The following is a 22,726-nucleotide window of genomic DNA, read 5'->3' as shown; positions in this document are numbered from 1 at the left end:
GATTATCCACAACTTTCAAGTAAATATATTACATTAATAAGTAAAAAAGCACACTTATTTAGTGTGCTAATAATTTAATACTCTTATAGCTATATTTGAGCAATGATCTGAAATTCTTTCTAAGTTTGATACTAAATCTAGATATAATATCCCAGAGTCTATCTCACATGTATTATTGTTTAATCTGTATATATGATTTGCTCTTATTGATTTTTCTATATTGTCTACTTCTTCTTCTGTTTTAATTATTCTTTCAGCTATTTTTTTGTCTTTTTTATTTATAAGAATTAAAGCATCTTCATAATTTTTTTTGACTTTTTCAAACATTTCTTCAATTTCTTTTTGACCATCATTGGATATGCTTACATCTTTATCAATTGCTATCTCAGCAAGTTCAGCTATATTTTCAGAATGATCTCCTATTCTTTCCAAATCATTTATAGTGTTAAATAAATTATCTACCTCTTCTACTGAGTTACCAGTTAAAGATGTCTTAGACAATTTTAATAAATAGTTTAATATATTTCTTTGATAATCATTTATATCTTTTTCAATTTTAAATGTTTCTTCTACATCTTTTTTAGATTTATTTAAAAATGCACTCATAGATGAATTTAAGCATATATTTGTTACTTTAGCCATTTTATTAGTTTCTTTTAATGTATTTGCAAATGCTATTGATGGTGTTTCTAACATTCGCTCATCTAAATAAGTTTTAACTTCCTTTTCTTCTTCAGTTTGAGGAACTATCTTCATAGCTAATTTTACAATATACTTAGAAAATGGTAAAAGTATTATAACTGTTACTATATTAAATAATGTATGTGCATTTGCTATTTGTCTTGCTACATCTGTTGGATTAATTCTTGTTACTACTGCAACTATTGGCTTGTTTAATATTAATAAAAACATTAGTGTACCCAAAATATTAAATAATAAATGCATAATTGCTGCTCTTTTTGCATTTTTGTTAGCACCTATACTAGACAATAATGATGTAACACAAGTACCTATATTATCTCCATAAAGTATAGGAAGTGCAGATTGAAGTGGTATAATTCCTTGTGATGCTAATGCTATAAGCATCCCCATTGATGCACTTGAACTTTGAACTACCCCTGTTATTATAAGACCTAACAGTACACCAAGTAGTGGTCTATGACCAAAATTAACAAGTGCATCTGTGAATCCTTTATATTCAGCAAGAGGGCTGACAGCATCTTTCATAAACTCCATACCCGTAAATAATATACCAAATCCAAGCAATATCTCTGCTATATTTTTAGTTTTACTTTTTGATGAAAATAGATAAAGTGCTATACCTATACCTAAAGTTATAGGAGCAAGCCCCTCTAAATTAAAACTTACTAATTGAGCAGTTATAGTTGTACCTATATTTGCTCCCATTATAACTCCTATAGCTTGAGATAACGTCATTATACCTGCATTTACAAAACCAACTACCATAACAGTAGTAGCACTAGAGCTTTGTATTATCGCAGTTACTCCTGCTCCAACTAATACTCCAAGTAAAACATTACTTGTTAAAAGCTCTACTATTTTCTTTAGTTTTTCCCCAGCTGCTTTTTGAAGTCCATTACCCATTAATGTCATACCATATAAAAAAAGTCCTAGTCCTCCTATAAGACTTATTAGTATCTCCAAATTAATTCCTCCTTTGGTTAAACATCATTCTATATATATTTTTCTCCTTTTTCCATTTAATAATTCACTCTAATTTCTAAAGCTACATTTTATTGATTAGAATAGTAATTATATTTTTAGGTTAAATTATTATTGTTTAATAAATTATTTAAGGAGGACTATATGACTAGAAAAAAAGCTTGTAAAGCCCCTCAACAAAGTAAAAATGTTGCAAGTTCAAGTCTAGAAATAGCTGAAGAACTTAATATATCACCAAGATTAAGACCTAGCAAAACTGGTTCTGTTAGTCAAAATACATCTAGACCTATAAAGCCTGGAAAGAAGTAATCTAAAATATAAAATTTTTATGGTGCAGGATTACTAATCAATATAATTTTAAATATCCTAATACAAATAAAAATAGACTTAGATATCATCTAAGTCTATTTTCTATAAATTTTATGAAATTAGCATAAATATAAAATGAGAAGATACACCTGCACATATTCCACCTATCGTATGTGAAATTATTGCTTTACTAGTTAGTCCTCTTGCATTTAATGCATCCATCATACCTACATGAGTACTTAAGTATCCACTCCAACACATTCCCATGGCCGTAAATACGGCTATATCATTAGGAGTTATAACATTATCTTTGATAAACTGTGGTACTAAACTCATAGCTGCACCAACTGCACCTAATGATGTTATAGGAAATGCTATAGCTTGTGCTGATGTAAATCCAAACAATGGTTCTAATATAAAGTTTAGCTTCTTTCCTATTACAGGTAAAAGAGCTATACCTTCATATGCTGCCCCTGTATATACTTCTTTACCGGTATTTGGATCTATACTTGGGCCAAATGTAAGTAACATTACTAATGTACATACTATTAAAACACCTGGTATTATAGCTAATCCTAATTCTACACCTGATTTTCCACCTTCAAGTATTGCATCTAGGACTCTTTGGAATATATTTCCATCTCTTATTTCTCTATACTCTTCTATCTTAGAATTTTCTATTTCTAAACTAGTATTATCTATCTCATCTTTATAGTATTTTTTTGTAAAGTGCAACATTATTCTAACACTAATTATACTACCTATTATGGCACCTATATTTCCTACTAACGCCGGAAGTACATATTTTTCACCCTGAGATATCATAAATGTTGTAACTATAAGACCCATTCCAAAAGATGTACCCAAATTACAAAGTGCTGGTACTTGGTACTTTTTAAAATACCTAGTAAAAGATTTATCCTTGCTAAATGATATGATTGCTGGATTATCAGATAAATAAGTAGTTACAGCTCCTGCTATACTAGCTCCTGGAAGTCCATATAAAGGCTTCATAAAAATAGCAAATATTTTATTAAGTAGTGATATTACTCCAAATTCTGATAATAATGCACTTAGTGCCCCTGCTAAAACAGCCATTGCCATTATTAAAAATACAGTATTTAATAATAAATCGTGAGCAGTGTTCATTATGACTTTAAACATTATACCTGCTCCCATGATACTTGCTACATAGGTAAATCCGCCTAATAAGATAGCTAAAAATACAAATGTCTCTAGATTTACCGACCTGACTTTCCTTTTAGTTGTAGTATTTTGCATACAAATCATCCCCTATGTAATTATTATCTGTGTCTTTTAAACTTAAAATTATAAATTTAAAGAATATTTTTTATTATTCTATAATATATTAAATTTATTTTTATGTAAATATTTATTTTTTCTTTGCGATAATTTGCATTTATATTTATTAATAAAAAAGTACTACCATATGGTAGTACTTTAAACATTTACATTTATATATTAATTTCTACTTATTATCTATTATAGTTTTTGTTGTATCTAAATCTTTAGCTAAGCATTTTTGACTATTTATTCTTTCACTTACTAATAAGTAGTTGCTTATTCCTTTTAATGTTTTTGCTAATTTATTTATCATTGCCATTTTTAACTCCCCCTTTATGTTTTCTACTTAGGATATTGTATACAATATACTGTATCAAGTCAATACTTTTATTAAAAGTTTATTTTTTATCAAATTTTTTATGCCAAACTTAATCAATTTAACTTATATATACAATATTATTTTATATTTTTGACTTTTAGTTTATAATAAAGGTTATAATATAAAAGTTAATTTTCATAAAATGAGGAGGTACGTCATGTCTTGTCCAAACTGCAAGTGCAATAAATCAAAAATAAGTAATGATGAATATGAAGAATTAAAAGAATATTTCAAAGATGAGATACAAGATTATAAAATTGTTGATTATATAAAAGATAATGGTAATCATAGTTCTTATGTTGAGGTAGAACTTGAAGACTATATCGTTGAAATTGAGGATATAGATACTGATAATTTAAATTTAGATAAAGTAATAGATGCTTTAATAAGAAATAGTGTTAAATAATTAAAAGTAGACTAATTTTAGTCTACTTTTAATTATTTTTCTCTGAATCTATTTTCATTTTTAATATTTCTAATTGACTTTTATATGCTACTAATTGTATTTCTATTTTTTCTTTTTTAAGCTGTATATTCTTTTTAGTTTTTTCACTTTTTGCATTTCTTATTTCATCTTCCATTTTAGTACTCATAGCTTCAAGTACATATACAGTCTTTTGTAATTTCTCATATACAGCCCTAGGATTATTATTTTGCTCACTTTTTCTCTCTAATATAAACATTATCTTAAAGTACATAAATGCAACAAAAATATTTATTACATTATCTAGTAATTCTTGTGTCATACTATCACTAATTATTGCTACTAAAATAAAAGATGCTATATTAAATAAAAATAGTGTAGTTAACTTATTTTTATTTTTGCCATAGTTATAATCTTCTTTATATCTAGCTAGTCTATATGGAATAGCTATTGTGACTATCGGTGATAAAAACAGTATATTTCCTTCTAATATAGCGTATATAACACTTAGTGCGGTTAAAAGCATTATGGCTTTATTAGTTATATCTACTTTTTTCATATATTTCTCCTTTTTGGATATTAAAAATACCTCCTTGCACAAAGTATAAAATACTCTGTGCTTAGAGGGTATTAATTTATTTACCATACATAGTTTTTAATTGAGCTTGTATGTCTTTATTTTCTAAGTATTCATCTAGCGTAGTTTTTCTATCCATAACACCACCTGGAGTTATTTCTATTATTCTATTTGCTAGAGTTTGTATCATTTCGTGGTCATGAGAATTAAATATTAATACTCCTGGGAACTTTTCTAAACCTTTGTTTACAGAAGTTATACTTTCAAGGTCTAAGTGGTTAGTTGGGTCATCTAAAACTAATACGTTAGCGTTACTTAACATAAGTTTTGATAACATACATCTAACTTTTTCTCCTCCTGATAAAACTTGAGCTTGCTTTAGAGCTTCTTCTCCACTAAATAACATTCTACCTAAGAATCCTCTTATAAAACTTTCACTCTTTTCTTCAGAATATTGTCTTAACCAATCAACTAATGAGTATTCTACACCATCAAAGTATTGATTGTGATTTTTAGGTAAGTAACTTTGAGAAGTTGTAACTCCCCACTTAAATGTTCCACTATCAGCAGTATCTTCACCCATTATTATATTGAATAATGTAGTTATAGCTATTTCGTCACCCATAAATGCTACTTTATCATCTTTATCAAGTCTAAATGATACATTATCAAGTACTTTAACACCATCTACAGTTTTAGTTAATCCTTCAACTTCTAAAACCTCATTTCCTATTTCTCTCTCAGGTGTAAATCCTACATATGGATATCTTCTTCTTGATGGTTGTATTTCTTCAACTTGTATTTTTTCTAATTGTTTTTTTCTAGATGTTGCTTGCTTTGCTTTAGAAGCATTTGAACTGAATCTTGCGATGAACTCTTTAAGTTGAGCTATTTTTTCTTCAGCCTTTTTATTTTGATCCTTAGCAAGTTGTAATGCTAATTGGCTTGACTCATACCAGAAATCGTAGTTACCAACATACATTTGTATCTTACCAAAATCAACGTCAACTATATTTGTACATATTTGATTTAAGAAGTGTCTATCATGTGATACAACTATAACGATAGAATCTTCAAGTCCCATTATAAACTCATTTAACCAGTTTATAGATTGGAAGTCTAAGTGGTTTGTAGGTTCGTCCATTATTAGTATCTCAGGCTTACCAAATAATGCTTGAGCAAGTAATACTTTAACCTTTTCTCCACCTGTTAATTCTTTCATTTGCTTATAATGTACCTCTTTAGGTATACCAAGACCCATTAAAAGTCTCTCTGCATTAGTCTCTGCATCCCATCCATCAAGTTCGGCAAATTCACCTTCAAGTTCAGCAGCTTTTATACCATCTTCTTCAGTGAAATCAGGCTTCATGTATAATGCATCTTTTTCTTTCATTATAGAATATAGTCTTTCGTGTCCCATTATAACTACATCTAAAACTGTATCTTCTTCATATTTGAAGTGGTCCTGTCTAAGTACTGACATTCTTTCTTTTTCAGTTATTGAAACACTTCCTGTGTTTGGCTCTATATCACCAGCTAATATTTTAAGGAAAGTTGATTTTCCTGCACCATTAGCTCCTATTATCCCGTAACAATTTCCTTTAGTGAATTTTAAGTTAACATCTTTGAATAACTCTTTATCACCAAATCTAAGTCCAACATTTGTAACTTGTAACATTAATGTGTATTCCTTTCTTTCTTTCTTTAATTTTCGTAAATTACATAACATTTTTATAATATAATAAATATTTAATTTAGTCAACTGATGAGTACTACACCTTAGCAAAATTACAGGCTGGATATGTGCAAATATCGCAATTCATACAAAGTCCACCATGCCCATACATTGCTATATCTTTTTTAGTTAATTTTTCATCTACTAGTACTCTTGGTAAAATAACATCAAATACTGTTGTTTTATTATACATTGCACATCCTGGTATCCCCATTATAGGTATATCACCTTTATATGCTAATAAAAACATTGCCCCAGGAAGTATTGGTGAACCATAGGTTATTATACTTGCTCCACTTTCTTTTATAGCAGTAGGTGTTACATCATCTGGATCTACACTCATACCACCTGTGCAACATATAAGTTCTGCACCTTGATTTATAAAATCTTCTATAGCATTTTTTATCATAATAGTATCATCTTTACATATAGCTTGACCTATAACTTCACACCCAAACTTTTCAACCTTTTCTTTTATAACAGGTCCAAATTTATCTACTATTCTTTTATAAAATACTTCATTTCCAGTTGTAACTATACCAACCTTCTTAGGTTTAAACTCTACTACATTTACGATTTTTTTATTACCTACTATATTTTTTGCTTCGGTTAGCTTATTTTTATCTATTAGTAAAGGAATCACTCTTGTTCCTGCTACTTTAGTTCCTTTATTTACTATAAAATTATTATGTAGGGTAGATAACATTATATCATCTATCATATTAAGTTCTAATAATGTATCTACGTCTATTTTTAAAAGTCCATATTTATTTGATATAAAATCTATTTTACCTTCTTTTATATCACTAAAATCTAAATTTTCTCCTGCTGTTAAATCTTTTAAGAATATAGCTCCATCATTTTCATGAACCATATCTTCATTTTTTTCCCAAACATATAGATGATCTTTACCTAATGATAGTAAAACTTCTATATCTTCTTTTTTTACTATATGACCTTTTTTAAAAGCAACCCCTTTAAACTCACCTGGAATTATCTTTGTTATATCATGACAAAGTATATGTCCTATAGCATCTACTGTTTTAATCTTTTTCATATATTCCCCCTAATTGTATATAGTCTTTTTTTGTGTCAATATCAAATAACATATACTCACTGACATCTACATATTTTATTTTACATGAATTAGTTATAACTTTTTTACCTTTTTCATCTTCTTTTAAACTTAATAATTCCTCTCTTTTATACTCTGGAAATATTACAGGATTTCCTTTTCTATCTTTATATCTTGGAATTATTATAAAATCTTTATTTTCATTAAATTCTTCTATCATTTTATTTATATATTTGCTATCAATTAAAGGTTGATCTCCTACAAAAAACATATATCCAAAGGATTGCTTGCTATTATTTATACCTAATCTTATAGATTCACTTTGACCTATATAATTTTTTTTATTTTCTATATATTTATAGTTGTATTTTTTTGAAATATCCTTTATTTCATCATATGAACTAACAACTATAACTTCTTTAAATTCAACTTTTGATATTTCATCAAATACATATTCTATTATAGTTTTATCTTTGTATTTTAGTAAGAGCTTATTTTCTCCCATTCTTTTTGATAGCCCTGATGCCATTATAATCGCTGTTATCATTTTTTATATCCTTATTAATTTATTAAAAAGTTTATTTTTATACAAATATAAAACACTAATTATTTATGATATTAAAATAAATCTTATATTCTATACACAATAAAATAAATCATTTAATATACTTCCATATATTATTTTTATATTATGTTCATGTTTATTAATACTGTTAATAAGATTTTTTGCTATATCTAAATGCTTTTTTGTTTCTACTTTATTAATTAATAATATTTTTTCACAATTGATATTTTTAAACATACCATTTTTATTTATTACTATATCAACCATATTTTCTATAGTTACTTTATTTTTAGTGTTTGTTAATTTTTCAAATTCTTTAAGTCTATGTATATTTTTATCGTTTATACACATATCATAAGAAGTTATATCTAATACCCCTATAACTTTCGTGGTTTTAGGATATACTACCGGCTCGTTTATATTCCATCCTTTAAGCTTTTTTCTCTTAGAACCATCACCTTCTATTAAAAGAACATCAAAATCACCTTTGATCTTATCTAAATCATAAAAATCTAGCCCTATTATCTTATTATCTAAATTTATATATGATCCAACAATAACGACTCTTTCTTTTTCACATTTTTTATATTTTGCACTATCTAATATGTACATATTGTCATATAATTCTTTTGGCGGTACATATATTTTTGTTGTTGTGCTTATAAGTATTTTTTTGCTATTAATGCTAGATGCCAACTTATTTATAAGTGAGGTTTTTCCTCCAGCTCCTATTACTGTTATAATCTCTTGTTCTCTTAAGTTTAATGCTTCTTTTAAATTCATATCTACCCTAACTTTATATATTTATAAACTTTTATTTAATATTTTTTTAATGTAAAATAAAGAATCCATAGAATAATTATAACATTATTCTATGGATTTATACAGATTAATTACATACTAATCCTATTTTTATTTTATCTTTTGTTTGTTCTTTTACATACAATGAGAAAATGCTATCACAAGAATTTTCGCTTTTTTCTTTTATAATAGTTAATATATCATTTACAACAAATATCATTTCATCTTCTTTGCAATAATTAGATCCCATTTCAATAAATATTATTTGCTTTTTATTTAAAAGTTCATTATGTGATCCACTTACATTTTCTAGTAAATTTCTTACCATGTCTTCTTTAGATATGTCTTTACCAAACTCTTTATAAGAATATTTTATTCCACCATCTGTACATAAAGTTTCTTTTAAATCTGTTAAGTCTAAGTTTATCATGCATTGATATGATATAGATTCAACTAACATATTTACTAAATTTATAAATTTATCCATTGAAGCTTCATCTACTTTAAATTCTCTATTTATATTTACTTCGTCTTTATTTTCTTTATTAGAAGAATCTATTCCTATACTTAATATTCTTCTTTCATCTGCCATATATCCTATTGCATTGACTATCTGTAATGCCTTTTTATCTTCACTATTATAAGTTAAAAATAATAAGTCTACTCCATCTAATAATTCTCTAACATAATCCTTATCTACATCTTGATTTATAGATATTTCTTCTATATCCATATTATTTTCTAATTTAAATTTAATAGAATTTAATGTATTTATTCCATCATTTCCTATACCTATTATTTTAGCTTTTTCTAATTTTTCTTCTATATTCATAATATCTCCTTAATCAGATTACTTTAATAGTTTAAGATATTTATTTTCTAATATCTTAAATAATGGAACACCAATTATAGTTATTACTACAAATTGTCCAAAACCTACTTGTAGCATTGAAAGTATAAGAGGCACACCAAATAATTTATTTAGCATAATACCTATTATTATAGCATTTACTATTGTTGGCCATAATGATGCGATTAGTACATAACCTTTTTTTCCTTTCATTGTTTTACCTGTTAGGTAAACTAAGTATACACTTATAAATGTTGCCAAAGTTCCAAATATAATATCAGGAACACCATAAGGACCTATTACATTAGCTAAAAAACATCCTATTGTCAAAGCTAATATGTATTCCTTACTTATAAGTGGTAGTAGTGTCATAACCTCAGCTATTCTAAATTGTATTGTTCCATAACTTATAAAACCAAAAGCTAAAGTAACTGCTGCATAAACACCTGCTACTACTCCAGTTTTAACTATCTTTTTAGTGTTGTTTCTCATCTTTTTTCTCCTAAGTGCTTATTATTTATAGCCTAATCTACTTGGAAAAAATAAAAACCGTAGAAATTCTACAGTTTTAATGGCAGTTAATTAAATGCCTATTTTAACCGTAGTTTTTTTTATAGACAGGAGGCTTTCGAACTGTCTTTTTAAGGTTACTTACGATATTATATAATATATATTTTTTTATTTCAAATATTTTAATATTACTTTAATATGTTTTTAGCTTCAATCATTCTTTGAAGTGCTGTTATTATAACTATAAACGAAAATATATTAACTACTATACCTAAATAACTTTCAAAAATCATCATAAGAGATAACATTATAAATCCTTCACTTCTTTCAGCTACTCCTGCTTGATAATAAAATGATTTTATTCCGCTTTTTTCACTAACTGCACCAACTGTTAAAAATATTACCATTGATATTAATATACAAGCTAATAATACAATAATATTTAATCTTATCTCTTCAAATTTTAGTGCACTTACAAATATTATACCTATTTCTACTATCCTATCAAACGTAACATCTAACACTGTTCCAAAACTAGATGATGAGTCTGTTTTTCTAGCTATACTTCCATCTACTGCATCTAAGTATCCAGATATCCAAAGTAGCATTACAGCTAGTATATTTTTATCTAAATATAATAATACTGCTGATAATACCCCCAGTATAAGAGCTAGTGTAGTTACAGTGTTTGCGCTAATTTTTCTTTTTATAAATATATTTGCTCCAAATTCTATAAATGGATTTACATATTTTCTAGCATGTGTGTCTAACATATTATTTCCCTTCTATTTAATGTTTTTCTTCTAATTTATCTTTTAGAAATTTATTTTTTAAAAATATTGATACAGTAAATAATAATACTAAAAGAGCTATTGAAATATAAAAGCTAGTACTTTTTATATTTAAAGAAGTAGCCCCTATATTTGTAAATACTGCTATACCAGGAATAGTTCCAAATAGTGTAGATAGTATAAAATCCTTATATTTTACATTTGTAATACCTGCTCCATAGCTTATTACATCAAATGGAAATAGTGGTATTAACCTTAATAGAAATATTATATAAAATCCATTTTTTTCTATTAATCTTTCTATTTTTTCTAACTTATCGCTTGACTTTCTTTTAATTATTTCTTTTCCTAAATACCTAGCTATAAAAAATGCTATACTTGCACCTATTAAAGCTCCTATTGTTGTATATATATACCCCTTACTAAATCCAAATATTAGACCTGCTGATATTGCAAGTACTGAATCTGGAAAAAATGTTAGAGGTACTAATGAAAACATCACTATATATATAAATGGAGCTAATACACCAAATGTTTTTACATATTCTTTTATTGTATATATATCAACATTATTACCTATATATTTATTTGTAATTACTACAAAAGCTAATATCCCTATTGTGACTAGTATTTTTTTTAACTTATTATTCATATTTTCTCCTATTATTTAGTTTATATCTATTTATCCATGAATTTATACTAGATTTATTATATTGTGTAAACTTATCTTTGTTTAAATATTCTTCATTAAAAATTAAGTCTAATATATGAATTGAATTTTTCCCTCCATTTATCATAAACTTAACACATGTTTCACAGTAACATATAGTATAATCACTTTTTGTTTGAGAACATCTTTTTTCAAGTTGTTTTTTCTTATTTTCATTGTCTGTAAATATAGCTCCACAACACATAGAACTACTTCTATTTTTTTCAAATTCACTGTATTTAATTCCTAAGCTTTTAAGTATATCTCTTGCACTTATATATATAGATTCAACGCCTCTTATTGCACAAGAATCATGTATTGCAAATTCTATATTTAGATCACTATAATATCCAATTAACCTATTATCTAATCCAAATTCTCTTATGACATCTAATAAAAAATATACTTCTATATTTTTACTATTTTCACTTAAACTTTTATAACAATTAGGACATGACGTTATAACCTTTTTAACATTGTTAGTATTTAGAGTTTCATCTAAATTTTTATAGTATTTTTCAAATGATTTATAATCTTTTATCATTATACTTGGTTTATAACAACAAGAAAAAGTTATTCCTATATTTTTTATATGACCTCTTAAATAATTATATATATTTAGTATAATCTTTTCATCATACCCACTCAAACTACACCCTGGCATAAATAATACATCAGCATCTTCATCTATAAAAGTTTTTCTAAATAATTTATTATTGCTGCTAATTTGATGTATTTTATATGGTAGTTTACTCATTTTATCACCTTCCTTAAACTTATTTTAAAATAATTTTTTATATAATTTACAAAACAATATGGATTGGCTTAGCCAATCCACATTATTTTTCTTTTAAAGATTTATTTAAATTACTATTTTTTTCATTGTAAATCTTTTTAAGCATATATCCAAGTATACTTAATGCAAATAATATCATAAGGCCTGTTACTACAAATTTTAAGGAACCTGTTAACATATCTCCAACATAAGAATATATTATAGTTGCAGGAAGCTGTCCTATGCCTGTTGCTATAAAAAATGAACTAAACTTCATTGAAGTAAGACCTGCTGCGTAGCTAACAAGGTCAAAAGATATAAATGGTAGTAATCTAGCTATTAATATTGTATGTTTTCCGTACTTGTCAAAGAAGTTATCTATGTTATCTAATGCATATTTGCTTGTAAGCTTTATAACTACATCTCTACCTAAAAATCTTGCTATATAAAAGCATAATGCTGCTCCTACCATTGAACTAGTCCATGAAAGCATTGCTCCTTTTACCCACCCAAATAAAGCCGCATTAGCAAAAGTTATTAAAAATGCTGGAAGTGGTGCTGCCACTGATTGAAGTATCATAAGTAAAAAAGATATTATAGGTGCTAATATACCAAAAGATAATATATATTCTTTTATAGCATCTATGTTTAGCATACTTAAATAAAATATCATCTGATTTATACCTTTATTTATCTGCGGTATAAATAAATATATACCTATTACTAATAACGATACACCTATTTTTACTGATATATTTTTTAATTTATTATCTATTTTTATCACCTACTATGTCCTATTTATATATTTTTTATGACATTATGACCATTTATAATATAATTCATAATAATATTTAAATTTTTAAAGTCATTCTTAAATATTTTAGCATAAACAGTGCAAAATTCTTATAAATATATATATTGTAATTTTATATACCAATAACTACATATATTGATTTTTTCTATACATAATTTATATTTTACAAAAATTTATTTATATATAAATTTTGTGTAACAATTTTTATCAAGATGCATATCATAAATATTAATATGTATAATTGGAGGTTTTATGCCTAGAAATAAAGGTCTTAATAACTGTAATTTACTAGTCAATAATTGTAATTCATTTTCTAATCAAAATCTTATACTAGTTACTATATTGGCAGCAATCATAGGTCAAGAAATAGAAAACGATGAAGAATTAGCACTTCTTGGTACATTTTTTATAGTTTTAGGAGAACAGTTATCTTTAGTCTCTGAAAGTAGAATAGTATGTAGAGAAGTCAATAAAGAATTAGAAAATTTAAATGATGAAGCAGAAGTTGATGAAATTAATGAAGTATTTTAAGAAATACCTCAAGAAAAAAAGTAAAAAAAATTAAGAAAAAATACATAAAAAAATATAGTGACAAAAAATAAAAAGGCTATAATTTATGCATTATAGCCTTTTTATTTAACATTACTCTCTATAGTAATTTTTTTCTCTTGCTGTTTTTTGATCATTATTTAAATTACTATTTTTAGTTCTAGTTTTGCTGCTATAGATAGCTTCATTTTCTGATGCCATCTTAGCATTTACTTCAGTTTCATTAGCTCCATTTATACCTAATTCATGTGCTATTTCTATTTTTTCATTTTCATAATCTTGCATTCTTCTAGTGCTATGTTTTTTTTGGTTAGTCATGTTGCCACATCCTTTGGTTTTATTTCTATATATATTATTTCACTTCTATAATTTAAAATTCTTATAAAACATTACCAATTTATATATCTATCTACCATGTATATCTTTAAGCTTTTCTTTATCAACCCTTACTTCACTATCACCATATGCACACTTGCTAAATATCTTTTCTGCTTCTTCTAAGCTTAATCCTTTTATTTCCATATTCTTAGGGTCAGATTCTCCTATGTTATCTTTATCTAATCCATAGAGATAACATACTGCTTGTGGTAAAAAGCCTAGAAGTCTTGCTCCTATGCAATCTGCTGCTAGTGGATCTGTTGATGCTATAATAAGTCCTGGTGTATCTACTGCCATTCCATTATGAGGTCCTGTACCTACCATAGCTTTATCACAGCTTATTATACTTAAGTCTATAGGTATTTCATTTGCCATAGCTCTTATGAATCCATGCAAGTCCTTATGAATCCCTGTATTTTTTTTTGGATACCCATGGATTTCTGCTGGCGGCCATCCCATTGCTATATTTTTTATCGCACTTGTTATTGTTGCTTCTTCATGATGCTTTAACTGAGTAAATGATATTATTACATCTGCTTTATTTACTATTTCATTTATAGGAGTTGATTTTATTATGTCATGCTTTAGCTTTAAATCTATATATGGACCATAATTCATATCAACAAATTCTATTTTTTCTTCTTCTATTATTTTGTCATACCCTACATTTTTCATAACCTCTGTAGTCTTTTTACTTCCAGATCCTGTTGCTATATATATTTTGCTAGGTTCTTTTTCTTTTATATACTGTATAAGTGTTTTTAAAGTTTTAGGACCTACAATTCCTGCATCTTTTGGTTTGCTATCTTTTACCCAGTTAGGATTTATAACTACTACGTCTCCTTTTTTTATAATTTTATCTATTGGCAATAAATCTAAAGCTTTTTCTAATGATTTAGATTCTGTCATTGCCTTAGTTATTGAAACTATAGGTTCTTTAACCCTTCTCTCTCTTATCATAAAATCACCTCGTCTTTAGTATTTTTTTTAAATTTTAAATTTTATGTAACTAGCTATTATCATCAATATTTATATATCTATTATTTTCATATATTTAAATAAAATACTAGCAACTACTAAAGGATTCTAATTTCATATATAAAAATAGTCTAAGTTTGTATAAAACTTAGACTATTTTTACCCATTTACTTTCAAGAAGGGATATTTCATTTTTATTTTCATCAACTATTTGATGTATTGCTATTATATAATCGTCTTCATATTCTATCTGACTTTCTACCACTACTTCATTATTATATTTAAGCTGCTTTTCATAAGCTACTAAAAGTTCACTTATTCTATAGTTTTTAAGTACTTCAAAAGGCATTGAATCTATTATCCACATTATATAATGAGAATTACCTACATGTATATTTATATCTATATCAGAGTATCTTATATCAAAATTCTTAGATATATCTATTCTAGATGGTCTTCTCATTTTTAACTTATTTATCTTAACACTTCTATCCTCTTTTACTTCATATCTCTCATAATAGCTACTTGGTATACTGCAAGGCTTAGCTTTTTTTATATCTATATAAAATGCTAAAGTGTCTCCACTTAATATTAATTCTTCTTTTTCATTATATATTTTAAAGTTTCTAAGTGCATAAAACTTTCTAAATGCTTTTACATATGTTACAATTTTAAGCTTTTCTTTATAATTAGCTTTACCATGTACTTTTATATCATAATTAAATATAACCCAAGTATAATCACTTTCTTTAAAATCAGTAAATGATGCTCCTAAGCTAATATCCTGGCTAAATGCTGCATCTGACATAAAATCCATATATGACGAAAAATTACATTCGCCTCTTATATTCGTATCTCTATACGTTACTTCATATATTTTTTCAAATACTTTAGACATAATTAAAACTCCTAATACTTGTAATTATTCCTCTACTTTATTGATTATACTTCAAATTATATTCGAAATCAAATTAATATTATTTTACATAATTAAACTCAAAAACTATATATTTTACTTAGTTGCCAATTTAGTATATAATTCTATTATAGAGTAATTATTTAATATTCTATTACCAAGTTATAATATATTTATTATAATATTGTTCATATAAAAAAGGAGAGATATATATATATGGCTGTAAAAATAGTTACCGATAGTACTTCTTATATACCTAATGAGTATATACAAAAATATGACATATCTATCGTCTCATTAAATGTAGTTATGGATAATAACAGTATACGTGAGCTAGATGTAGATAACAAAGTCTTTTATGATGATATGGAAAAATGTGAGGAAATCCCTAAATCATCTCAACCATTTCCCGAAGAAATGTTAGATACATTTGAGAAAATAGTAAAAAATGGAGATTCTATTGTAGGAATATTCTTATCTTCTAAACTAAGCGGAACTTTTTCAAATGCTAACTTAATAAAGAATATGACAATTGAAAATTATCCAGATGCCGATATTACAATAATCGACTCTAAGACTACTTGTATGCAAATGGGATTTGCAGCTATTGAAGGTGCTAAAGCATCTTTAGAAGGAAAATCAAAAGACGAAATAGTTGATATAGTAAATCATACACTTGATAAAAGCAATTTCTTATTTACACCAGAAACACTGGAGTATTTAAAAAAAGGCGGTAGAATAGGTTCAGCTTCTGCCCTTTTAGGTACTTTACTTCAAATAAAACCAATTCTTACTGTTAGAGATGGTATAACTGGAGTATATACTAAAGTTAGAACTAGAAAAAAAGCAATTAATACTATTGCTAATACCGTGTTTGAAGATATCGAAAAAAACGGACTTGGAGATGTTATAGTCCATCATATAAACTGTGAGGAAGATGGATTAGAGCTTGCTAAAGCTTTAGAAGCTAAGTTAAATATTCCTGTTAAAATACAATCTATAGGGCCTATTGTAGGTGTTCATGTTGGACCTGGAAGTATAGGTATTGCTTACTTTACAAAATAATATAATTTTAGGCACTTATTATTTAATGATAGCATTTTATAAATTACATATTTTTCATTTTTATTTAAGTAAATAACTTTTAAATATTATAAAAGGTATGAAATACAAGTTGTATTTCATACCTTTTTATAATATTTATTCATATTTACAATTATTTATTCATAGCCATAAATATTTTTTCTGGAGTCATTGGTAAATCATTTATTCTAACACCTACACCATTGTATATAGCATCTTGTATAGCCGGTGCTGGAGTATTTACAACAACCTCTCCAACAGACTTAGCTCCAAATGGACCTGTTGGTTCATGAGTTTCTACAAAATCAACTATTATATTACCTACATCGCATCTAGCTGGTATTTTATATTGCATAAATGTATTAGTATCCATTTTACCTTTATCCGTATATCTTATTTCTTCAAATAATCCAAGTCCTATACCTTGTACTATTCCACCTTCAACTTGAACTTTAGCAAGATTTTTATTTATAACAGTTCCACAGTCTACTACTGCTACATAATCTATTACATCAACTTTACCGGTTTCTTTATCTATTTCAGTTTCTACAAATCCTGCTATAAATGGAGGAGGTGAAACAGGGCTACCATGAGATGCACATCCCACTAATTGATTTTTTTCAGGCCCTACGGTACAGTCAACAGCTATATCAAATACTAATATAGACTTATTTTCTGTAAATACTTTTTCCCCATCAAACTCTACATCTTCTTTATCTACACCAAGTCTAGTTGCTCCTAAACTCATTATTTTATTTCTAAGTTCATTAGCAGCTTTTACTACTGCCATACCTGTTACATATGTTGTAGATGATGCATATGAACCTGGATCATATGGAACTACATCTGTATCTGCTGCTATTACAGTTATTTTATCCATGGTAGTTTCAAGTATTTCACAAGCCATTTGAGAAAGTATAGTGTCACTTCCCGTACCCATATCCGTTGAGCCTACTAGTAATGTATAATTTCCGTCATCGTTTAATCTTATTTCAGCACTTGCTGTATCTATCCCTGCAATTCCAGAACCTTGCATAGTAAGTGCCATACCAACACTTCTAACTTTTCCATTTCCTAAGTCTTTAGATGGGTATTTTTCATTCCATTTTATAAGATTTTTCCCTTTTTCTATACACTCTTTTAGATCTACTGAATTTAAAGTCTTATCATATGCAAATGAAATTTCTCCTTCATTTACTATATTTTTAAGCCTAAGTTCAGTTGGGTCCATATTTATCTCTTTTGCTAATTTATTTATAGTAGACTCTACTGCAAAACATCCTTGAGTAGCACCATATCCTCTAAATGCTCCTGCTGGCATTTTATTAGTATATACTACATGCCCTTTAAATCTAGATGCTTCTAATTTATTGTACATTGGCATAGTTTTTTCACCTACTAATCCAAATGTAGTTGATGCATGTTCTCCATAAGCACCAGTATCAGATAATGCATCTATATCTATAACTTTTATTATTCCATCTTTAGTGGCACCTATTTTAACATTTAATTTCATAGCATGTCTACTAGTTGAACAATTTTGAGTTTCTTTTCTGTCATAAAGTATTTTGGCTGGTTTTCCAGTTTTAAGTGTAACTATTGCACTAAATATTTCAACACAAGCAGTTTGCTTACCTCCAAAACCACCACCTATTCTTGGTTTTATAACTCTTATCTTACTAGATGGTATGTTTAAAGCTCTCGATAGATGTCGCCTAACATGAAATGGTATTTGTGTAGAACTTACTACTACCAATCTTCCCATATGATCTAGGTAATTATAAGATCTATAAGTTTCCATCATAGAATGAAGTTGTGATTGAGTATAATATGTTTCTTCTATAACTACGTCACATTCATTTAAAGTTTTTTCTACATCTCCTTTAGTATAATTATGAGTTGATACTATATTTTTCTCTCTAATCATACCTATATCAAAGTTGCAATGTCTCTCTTCATCATGAACTAATATATTAGTTTCAGTTGCCTTTTCAAAATCAAGTACTGGTTCTAGTACTTCATATTCTACTTTTATCATATTCATAGCTTTAACTGCTGTTTTTTCATCCTTAGCAGCAACTATTGCAACTTCATCTCCTACATATCTAACAGTATCTTCAAGTATTAATCTATCATATGGCGATGGCTCTGGGTAAGATTGACCTGCTAGTGTAAACCTAGTATCTGGTACATCTTTATATGTAAGTACACATTCCACTCCATCTACTAATAAAGCTCTTTTAGTGTCTATATTTTTTATTTTCGCATATGCATACGGGCTTCTTAGTATTTTTACAACTAAAGCATCTTTTGATGCTAAATCGTCTGTATATACTGGTTTTCCTGTAGCTATTGCCATTCCGTCTATTTTACCTATACTTTTACCTATTATCTTCATTTAATTTACCCCCAGATAAGTTTTAACTGCTCTTAGCTGTCCCATATACCCTGTACATCTACATAGATTTCCAGTTAAGTAGTGTATTATATCCGCTTCTGTAGGATTGTTTAATTCTTCTTTCATTGCTATTACTGTCATTATAAATCCTGGTGAACAAAATCCACATTGTTCAGAACCTTCACTAACTAATATCTTAGCAAAGTCACTAGCTTCCTTTTCTAATCCTTCTATTGTTGTTATCTCTTTATTTATAGCTCTAACTGTTAAAGTTGCACAAGATAGTACTGGCTTTTTATCTATCCATATAGAACATAAGCCACAGCATCCTGTATCACAGCCTCTTTTTACACTTAAGTTCCCTAATTTTCTTAAAGTGTCTACTAAATACTCTTCACATTCTATGTCAACTTTTCTTTTTTTACCATTTACTTTAAGTTCTACTAACATTATATAACCTCCATTATAGCTCTTTTTATAAGTACCCTAGCCATAGCATATCTATATTCTTTAGATGCTTTCATATTAGTTCCAAAAGATAATTCATCAACTGCTATTTGTACAGCCTTATCTATATTTTCATCAGTTATATTATTGTTCGATAAAAACTCACTTGCATTTTTTGCTTCTTTTGCAACTTGAGGTCTAGCTCCTATACATATTTTAAATGTATTATCTAATTTTGATACTGCTACATTTACTATTGGATAGTCACTTTTAGCATTTCTTAAAGATTTATATGATGCTTTTTTATTATTCTTTTTTATGTATATCTTAGTTAATAAATCTTTTTCATAACCTTTATCTAAAAATTTATCTAAAGTCATTCTTCCTTTACTAAAAGTCTCTATTTCAGTATCTAAACAAAGTAGAGCTATTATTAAATCAGAAAATCCATACTTAGAAAATACTGTAGCACCTACAGTTACAACACTTCTAAATTGAACTCCTATTATATCTCTTACACTGTGGTTTAAAATATCACCAAAGTTATTTTTTATTATATCACTAGTTTCTAATTCTCTAAATGTTGTCATAGCACCTATTTCAACATAATCTTCATCTTCTTTTATATAATCTAGATTTAAATTAGATAACTCTATTCCTGTGCCTATTCTTTTTTTACCCATCCTTAAAAAAGCACTTCCACCTATTATCTGATTATTTTTTCTTTTCATTAATATGGCATATGCTTCTTCTATTGTTGTCGGTTGAACAATGTCTGTAAGTGTAAACATATTTCCTCCCCAATTTGTATTAGTTTTGATTAATTATACCACATTTTAGCCATTCTAGACAATAAAATTCGTTATATATACTAACGTTTATTTTCCATTTAAAAAGTAAGTTCGATTTTATTTAACTTAAAATATATTTACTATTTTTAATAAAAAAAGTCATTCTAAATATTTTTTAGAATGACCTTTAAATTTAAATATTAAGCAAAAGCTTCATTTCCTATAGCTAATTCTTTTATAGCTTCTATAACTCCATTTTCATCATTGGTTTTTGTTACAAACCTTGCTTTTTCTTTTATTTTATCCTCTGCGTTTCCCATTGCAAAACTATAGTAAGCCGATTCCATCATCTCTAAATCATTCATATGATCTCCAAATACCATAGTTTCTTCATATGATATATTAAATTTTTTTTGTATTACTTTTATAGCTTGCTTTTTATTTCCATTAGATTCACATATATCTAGACTATTAGGCCCAGACATAGATATACTTAAATCTTTCTTATAATCTTTAATATTTGTTAACACGTCTTTTATTATATTTTCATCTGCAAAAACACTAACCTTCATTATACTATCATTTATCTTGGTTATATCTTCTACAACCTCAACATCTGTATTCCATGCTTTACAAGCTATCTTAACCTTTAAACTTTCACTATATGTTTTTTCTTTTCCACAAAATATAGTATTATGATTAGCATATTTTCTTATAATGTTTGATATACTTTTTAATTTTTTCTTATCTATATAATTTTCATATAAAACTTCGCCCTTATAGACAACTAAATTTCCATTGTTAGGTGCAAGTATTATATTATCTATTATTTCTTTCTTAAATATATTAGTTAAAGACTGTATTTCCCTACCACTTACTGCTGCAAATAGTATGTTATTAGAATTAAGTTGTTCTAAAACTTCATAAAATTCTTTATCAACACATTTATTTGAGTCAAGTAGTGTCCCATCCATATCTGAACCGATTAATTTTATCATACCCTTTACTCCTTGCCATATATTTTGTAAATTTATTGTATATCACTTATACAACATTATATAATAATTATAAACTTTTAGAAAGGATTGTGCTTTATGAAAATAGTTTCATCAAAAAAAGATCTAGATATAGCCCTTAACGATAGCGAAAATAAAATTGTAGTTAGTAATTTTAAAATTGTAAATTCTTTAAAGTTGCTTAACAATATTAATATAACGCATGCACAACGAAACAGATGCAAATATACCCTAGAAAATAATATAGATGATTCGGCATTTTTAGGATTTATAGGTTTTGCACCAATAATATCTGAAATAGGAAACGTTTCATTCTTAAATTCTATGGGTATAATTTCTAGTGTAGGTTTACATCAAATACTTATAATATTAAGTCATTATACTATAAAATATGACGATAAAAACAATAATATTATATTAACTAAGATATAATAATTCATAATAAATTAATTTTAGGAGGGCTTATGATTATAAATATAACCGATTTAGCAAAAAATGCGTTAGATAATTTATTTATAGAGTATAATGTTGATTTAAAAAATATAAGACTTTATTTAAAAGAAATTGCATGACATGGACCTATATTTGACTTGGCTCTGGATGAGGCAAAAGAAAATGATAATATATTTAAAGTAGATGGGTATAATGTAATAATTGATAAGGATTTATCTACTAAATTTAGCGTTGTTAACATCTATTATAATTCATTTGAATATTATGGTAATTTTAAAATAACAACTGATTTTATATGGAAAGATGAATACCATTACTGCGATTGGTCTAAAAAATGGTAAAAAATACCCTAGCTTACTAGGGTATTTTTTATATTAGTCTTATGTCTTTATAAAATTTCTTGTTTATAAAAAGT

At 26.8% G+C, this 22,726-nt stretch carries 27 protein-coding genes; 6 read left to right on the top strand and 21 right to left on the bottom strand.

The genetic code is table 11. From position 1 onward, the window contains the following. Positions 1-66: 66 nt before the first annotated feature. Positions 67-1,665: a Na/Pi cotransporter family protein gene (locus tag ABHC41_RS03835; protein WP_166505571.1), complete on the bottom strand. Its 1,599-nt coding sequence runs from the start codon at positions 1,663-1,665 to the stop codon at positions 67-69. A 162-nt stretch (positions 1,666-1,827) separates the two neighbouring features. On the opposite strand from ABHC41_RS03835, the gene ABHC41_RS03830 reads away from it, so the two are divergent. Next, the gene (locus ABHC41_RS03830) at positions 1,828-1,992 is read left to right on the top strand and encodes a hypothetical protein (protein ID WP_195238185.1); all 165 of its coding nucleotides are present in this window, start codon (positions 1,828-1,830) and stop codon (positions 1,990-1,992) included. Between the two features lie 111 nt (positions 1,993-2,103). Here the strand turns inward: ABHC41_RS03830 and ABHC41_RS03825 are convergent, their stop codons facing one another. Together ABHC41_RS03825 and ABHC41_RS03820 are read right to left on the bottom strand one after the other, a co-directional pair. Beyond that, positions 2,104-3,273 (bottom strand): hypothetical protein, encoded by a 1,170-nt coding sequence (locus ABHC41_RS03825; protein WP_195238186.1) that lies wholly within the window; start codon positions 3,271-3,273, stop codon positions 2,104-2,106. Positions 3,274-3,481: 208 nt separating this feature from the next. Next, positions 3,482-3,616 (bottom strand): hypothetical protein, encoded by a 135-nt coding sequence (locus ABHC41_RS03820; protein ID WP_271893476.1) that lies wholly within the window; start codon positions 3,614-3,616, stop codon positions 3,482-3,484. A 217-nt stretch (positions 3,617-3,833) separates the two neighbouring features. Here ABHC41_RS03820 and ABHC41_RS03815 point away from each other — a divergent pair, with 217 nt between their 5' ends. Continuing rightward, entirely contained in the window at positions 3,834-4,082 is a 249-nt protein-coding gene (locus ABHC41_RS03815) for a hypothetical protein (protein ID WP_092925384.1), read from the top strand. A gap of 28 nt (positions 4,083-4,110) precedes the next feature. Here ABHC41_RS03815 and ABHC41_RS03810 read toward each other — a convergent pair whose 3' ends face one another. The 11 genes from ABHC41_RS03810 to ABHC41_RS03760 all read right to left on the bottom strand — a co-directional run bounded on the left by ABHC41_RS03810 (position 4,111) and on the right by ABHC41_RS03760 (position 13,272). After that, positions 4,111-4,659 (bottom strand): hypothetical protein, encoded by a 549-nt coding sequence (locus tag ABHC41_RS03810; RefSeq protein ID WP_092925382.1) that lies wholly within the window; start codon positions 4,657-4,659, stop codon positions 4,111-4,113. A 76-nt stretch (positions 4,660-4,735) separates the two neighbouring features. Further along, positions 4,736-6,355 (bottom strand): ATP-binding cassette domain-containing protein, encoded by a 1,620-nt coding sequence (locus tag ABHC41_RS03805; RefSeq protein WP_166505574.1) that lies wholly within the window; start codon positions 6,353-6,355, stop codon positions 4,736-4,738. 94 nt (positions 6,356-6,449) lie between these two features. Continuing rightward, entirely contained in the window at positions 6,450-7,469 is a 1,020-nt protein-coding gene (locus ABHC41_RS03800; RefSeq protein ID WP_092925378.1) for a molybdopterin-binding protein, read from the bottom strand. Next, complete coding sequence (gene mocA, locus ABHC41_RS03795) at positions 7,456-8,034, bottom strand: molybdenum cofactor cytidylyltransferase (RefSeq protein WP_092925376.1); 579 nt, start codon at positions 8,032-8,034, stop codon at positions 7,456-7,458. The genes ABHC41_RS03800 and mocA overlap by 14 nt, the downstream gene beginning before the upstream one ends. Positions 8,035-8,124: 90 nt before the next feature. Beyond that, entirely contained in the window at positions 8,125-8,835 is a 711-nt protein-coding gene (yqeC, locus tag ABHC41_RS03790; protein WP_092925374.1) for a selenium cofactor biosynthesis protein YqeC, read from the bottom strand. Positions 8,836-8,941: 106 nt separating this feature from the next. Beyond that, a complete protein-coding gene (locus tag ABHC41_RS03785) occupies positions 8,942-9,685 on the bottom strand; it encodes a cell division protein (RefSeq protein ID WP_207733574.1) in 744 nt (247 codons plus the stop codon). An 18-nt stretch (positions 9,686-9,703) separates the two neighbouring features. Further along, positions 9,704-10,195, bottom strand: a complete 492-nt coding sequence (locus tag ABHC41_RS03780) for a QueT transporter family protein (RefSeq protein ID WP_092925372.1) — start codon at positions 10,193-10,195, stop codon at positions 9,704-9,706. 206 nt (positions 10,196-10,401) lie between these two features. Further along, positions 10,402-10,986 carry a CDP-alcohol phosphatidyltransferase family protein gene (locus tag ABHC41_RS03775; RefSeq protein ID WP_092925370.1) on the bottom strand — a complete coding sequence of 195 codons (585 nt, stop codon included), beginning with the start codon at positions 10,984-10,986 and terminating at the stop codon, positions 10,402-10,404. A 16-nt stretch (positions 10,987-11,002) separates the two neighbouring features. Beyond that, positions 11,003-11,656, bottom strand: a complete 654-nt coding sequence (locus ABHC41_RS03770; RefSeq protein ID WP_271893469.1) for a TVP38/TMEM64 family protein — start codon at positions 11,654-11,656, stop codon at positions 11,003-11,005. Then, complete coding sequence (locus ABHC41_RS03765) at positions 11,649-12,470, bottom strand: (Fe-S)-binding protein (protein ID WP_166505577.1); 822 nt, start codon at positions 12,468-12,470, stop codon at positions 11,649-11,651. The genes ABHC41_RS03770 and ABHC41_RS03765 overlap by 8 nt, the downstream gene beginning before the upstream one ends. An 82-nt stretch (positions 12,471-12,552) precedes the next feature. Further along, positions 12,553-13,272: a TVP38/TMEM64 family protein gene (locus tag ABHC41_RS03760; RefSeq protein ID WP_330405509.1), complete on the bottom strand. Its 720-nt coding sequence runs from the start codon at positions 13,270-13,272 to the stop codon at positions 12,553-12,555. A gap of 282 nt (positions 13,273-13,554) precedes the next feature. Here ABHC41_RS03760 and ABHC41_RS03755 point away from each other — a divergent pair, with 282 nt between their 5' ends. Continuing rightward, entirely contained in the window at positions 13,555-13,833 is a 279-nt protein-coding gene (locus ABHC41_RS03755; RefSeq protein WP_271893467.1) for a hypothetical protein, read from the top strand. A gap of 111 nt (positions 13,834-13,944) precedes the next feature. On the opposite strand, the gene ABHC41_RS03750 is transcribed toward ABHC41_RS03755, so the two are convergent. The 3 genes from ABHC41_RS03750 to ABHC41_RS03740 all read right to left on the bottom strand — a co-directional run bounded on the left by ABHC41_RS03750 (position 13,945) and on the right by ABHC41_RS03740 (position 16,105). Beyond that, the gene (locus ABHC41_RS03750) at positions 13,945-14,169 is read right to left on the bottom strand and encodes a hypothetical protein (RefSeq protein ID WP_092925364.1); all 225 of its coding nucleotides are present in this window, start codon (positions 14,167-14,169) and stop codon (positions 13,945-13,947) included. 87 nt (positions 14,170-14,256) lie between these two features. After that, positions 14,257-15,189 carry a DUF362 domain-containing protein gene (locus ABHC41_RS03745; protein WP_092925362.1) on the bottom strand — a complete coding sequence of 311 codons (933 nt, stop codon included), beginning with the start codon at positions 15,187-15,189 and terminating at the stop codon, positions 14,257-14,259. A gap of 166 nt (positions 15,190-15,355) precedes the next feature. Further along, the gene (locus tag ABHC41_RS03740) at positions 15,356-16,105 is read right to left on the bottom strand and encodes an acyl-ACP thioesterase domain-containing protein (RefSeq protein WP_092925360.1); all 750 of its coding nucleotides are present in this window, start codon (positions 16,103-16,105) and stop codon (positions 15,356-15,358) included. A gap of 234 nt (positions 16,106-16,339) precedes the next feature. Here ABHC41_RS03740 and ABHC41_RS03735 point away from each other — a divergent pair, with 234 nt between their 5' ends. After that, positions 16,340-17,188 (top strand): DegV family protein, encoded by an 849-nt coding sequence (locus ABHC41_RS03735; RefSeq protein ID WP_166505580.1) that lies wholly within the window; start codon positions 16,340-16,342, stop codon positions 17,186-17,188. Between the two features lie 151 nt (positions 17,189-17,339). Here ABHC41_RS03735 and ABHC41_RS03730 read toward each other — a convergent pair whose 3' ends face one another. From ABHC41_RS03730 to ABHC41_RS03715, 4 genes are all read right to left on the bottom strand, one after another. After that, entirely contained in the window at positions 17,340-19,604 is a 2,265-nt protein-coding gene (locus ABHC41_RS03730; RefSeq protein ID WP_195238190.1) for a molybdopterin cofactor-binding domain-containing protein, read from the bottom strand. After that, positions 19,605-20,054 carry a 2Fe-2S iron-sulfur cluster-binding protein gene (locus ABHC41_RS03725; RefSeq protein ID WP_195238192.1) on the bottom strand — a complete coding sequence of 150 codons (450 nt, stop codon included), beginning with the start codon at positions 20,052-20,054 and terminating at the stop codon, positions 19,605-19,607. Beyond that, positions 20,054-20,842, bottom strand: a complete 789-nt coding sequence (locus ABHC41_RS03720) for an FAD binding domain-containing protein (protein WP_092925352.1) — start codon at positions 20,840-20,842, stop codon at positions 20,054-20,056. The genes ABHC41_RS03725 and ABHC41_RS03720 overlap by 1 nt, the downstream gene beginning before the upstream one ends. A 200-nt stretch (positions 20,843-21,042) precedes the next feature. After that, entirely contained in the window at positions 21,043-21,840 is a 798-nt protein-coding gene (locus tag ABHC41_RS03715; protein ID WP_092925350.1) for an HAD family hydrolase, read from the bottom strand. A 96-nt stretch (positions 21,841-21,936) separates the two neighbouring features. On the opposite strand from ABHC41_RS03715, the gene ABHC41_RS03710 reads away from it, so the two are divergent. Continuing rightward, positions 21,937-22,290, top strand: a complete 354-nt coding sequence (locus tag ABHC41_RS03710) for a hypothetical protein (RefSeq protein WP_166505583.1) — start codon at positions 21,937-21,939, stop codon at positions 22,288-22,290. Between the two features lie 158 nt (positions 22,291-22,448). Then, a complete protein-coding gene (locus ABHC41_RS03705; RefSeq protein WP_092925346.1) occupies positions 22,449-22,652 on the top strand; it encodes a hypothetical protein in 204 nt (67 codons plus the stop codon). Positions 22,653-22,726: the final 74 nt, after the last annotated feature.

Origin of the sequence: Romboutsia sp. 1001216sp1 (assembly GCF_039841805.1) — a bacterium.
GTDB classification, from domain to species: Bacteria; Bacillota; Clostridia; order Peptostreptococcales; family Peptostreptococcaceae; genus Romboutsia_C; species Romboutsia_C hominis.
This window is presented reverse-complemented; position numbering and strand designations above follow the sequence as displayed.

Coding starts and splice junctions, on each gene's coding strand:
- ABHC41_RS03770 (WP_271893469.1), bottom strand. CDS start 11,656: ATGAATAATAAGTTAAAAAAAATACTAGTCACAATAGGGATATTAGCT.
- ABHC41_RS03765 (WP_166505577.1), bottom strand. CDS start 12,470: ATGAGTAAACTACCATATAAAATACATCAAATTAGCAGCAATAATAAA.
- ABHC41_RS03810 (WP_092925382.1), bottom strand. CDS start 4,659: ATGAAAAAAGTAGATATAACTAATAAAGCCATAATGCTTTTAACCGCA.
- ABHC41_RS03780 (WP_092925372.1), bottom strand. CDS start 10,195: ATGAGAAACAACACTAAAAAGATAGTTAAAACTGGAGTAGTAGCAGGT.
- ABHC41_RS03815 (WP_092925384.1), top strand. CDS start 3,834: ATGTCTTGTCCAAACTGCAAGTGCAATAAATCAAAAATAAGTAATGAT.
- ABHC41_RS03820 (WP_271893476.1), bottom strand. CDS start 3,616: ATGGCAATGATAAATAAATTAGCAAAAACATTAAAAGGAATAAGCAAC.
- ABHC41_RS03715 (WP_092925350.1), bottom strand. CDS start 21,840: ATGATAAAATTAATCGGTTCAGATATGGATGGGACACTACTTGACTCA.
- ABHC41_RS03800 (WP_092925378.1), bottom strand. CDS start 7,469: ATGAAAAAGATTAAAACAGTAGATGCTATAGGACATATACTTTGTCAT.
- ABHC41_RS03825 (WP_195238186.1), bottom strand. CDS start 3,273: ATGCAAAATACTACAACTAAAAGGAAAGTCAGGTCGGTAAATCTAGAG.
- ABHC41_RS03785 (WP_207733574.1), bottom strand. CDS start 9,685: ATGAATATAGAAGAAAAATTAGAAAAAGCTAAAATAATAGGTATAGGA.
- ABHC41_RS03775 (WP_092925370.1), bottom strand. CDS start 10,986: ATGTTAGACACACATGCTAGAAAATATGTAAATCCATTTATAGAATTT.
- ABHC41_RS03740 (WP_092925360.1), bottom strand. CDS start 16,105: ATGTCTAAAGTATTTGAAAAAATATATGAAGTAACGTATAGAGATACG.
- mocA (WP_092925376.1), bottom strand. CDS start 8,034: ATGATAACAGCGATTATAATGGCATCAGGGCTATCAAAAAGAATGGGA.
- ABHC41_RS03735 (WP_166505580.1), top strand. CDS start 16,340: ATGGCTGTAAAAATAGTTACCGATAGTACTTCTTATATACCTAATGAG.
- ABHC41_RS03720 (WP_092925352.1), bottom strand. CDS start 20,842: ATGTTTACACTTACAGACATTGTTCAACCGACAACAATAGAAGAAGCA.
- ABHC41_RS03805 (WP_166505574.1), bottom strand. CDS start 6,355: ATGTTACAAGTTACAAATGTTGGACTTAGATTTGGTGATAAAGAGTTA.
- ABHC41_RS03730 (WP_195238190.1), bottom strand. CDS start 19,604: ATGAAGATAATAGGTAAAAGTATAGGTAAAATAGACGGAATGGCAATA.
- ABHC41_RS03755 (WP_271893467.1), top strand. CDS start 13,555: ATGCCTAGAAATAAAGGTCTTAATAACTGTAATTTACTAGTCAATAAT.
- ABHC41_RS03750 (WP_092925364.1), bottom strand. CDS start 14,169: ATGACTAACCAAAAAAAACATAGCACTAGAAGAATGCAAGATTATGAA.
- yqeC (WP_092925374.1), bottom strand. CDS start 8,835: ATGAATTTAAAAGAAGCATTAAACTTAAGAGAACAAGAGATTATAACA.
- ABHC41_RS03745 (WP_092925362.1), bottom strand. CDS start 15,189: ATGATAAGAGAGAGAAGGGTTAAAGAACCTATAGTTTCAATAACTAAG.
- ABHC41_RS03710 (WP_166505583.1), top strand. CDS start 21,937: ATGAAAATAGTTTCATCAAAAAAAGATCTAGATATAGCCCTTAACGAT.
- ABHC41_RS03725 (WP_195238192.1), bottom strand. CDS start 20,054: ATGTTAGTAGAACTTAAAGTAAATGGTAAAAAAAGAAAAGTTGACATA.
- ABHC41_RS03830 (WP_195238185.1), top strand. CDS start 1,828: ATGACTAGAAAAAAAGCTTGTAAAGCCCCTCAACAAAGTAAAAATGTT.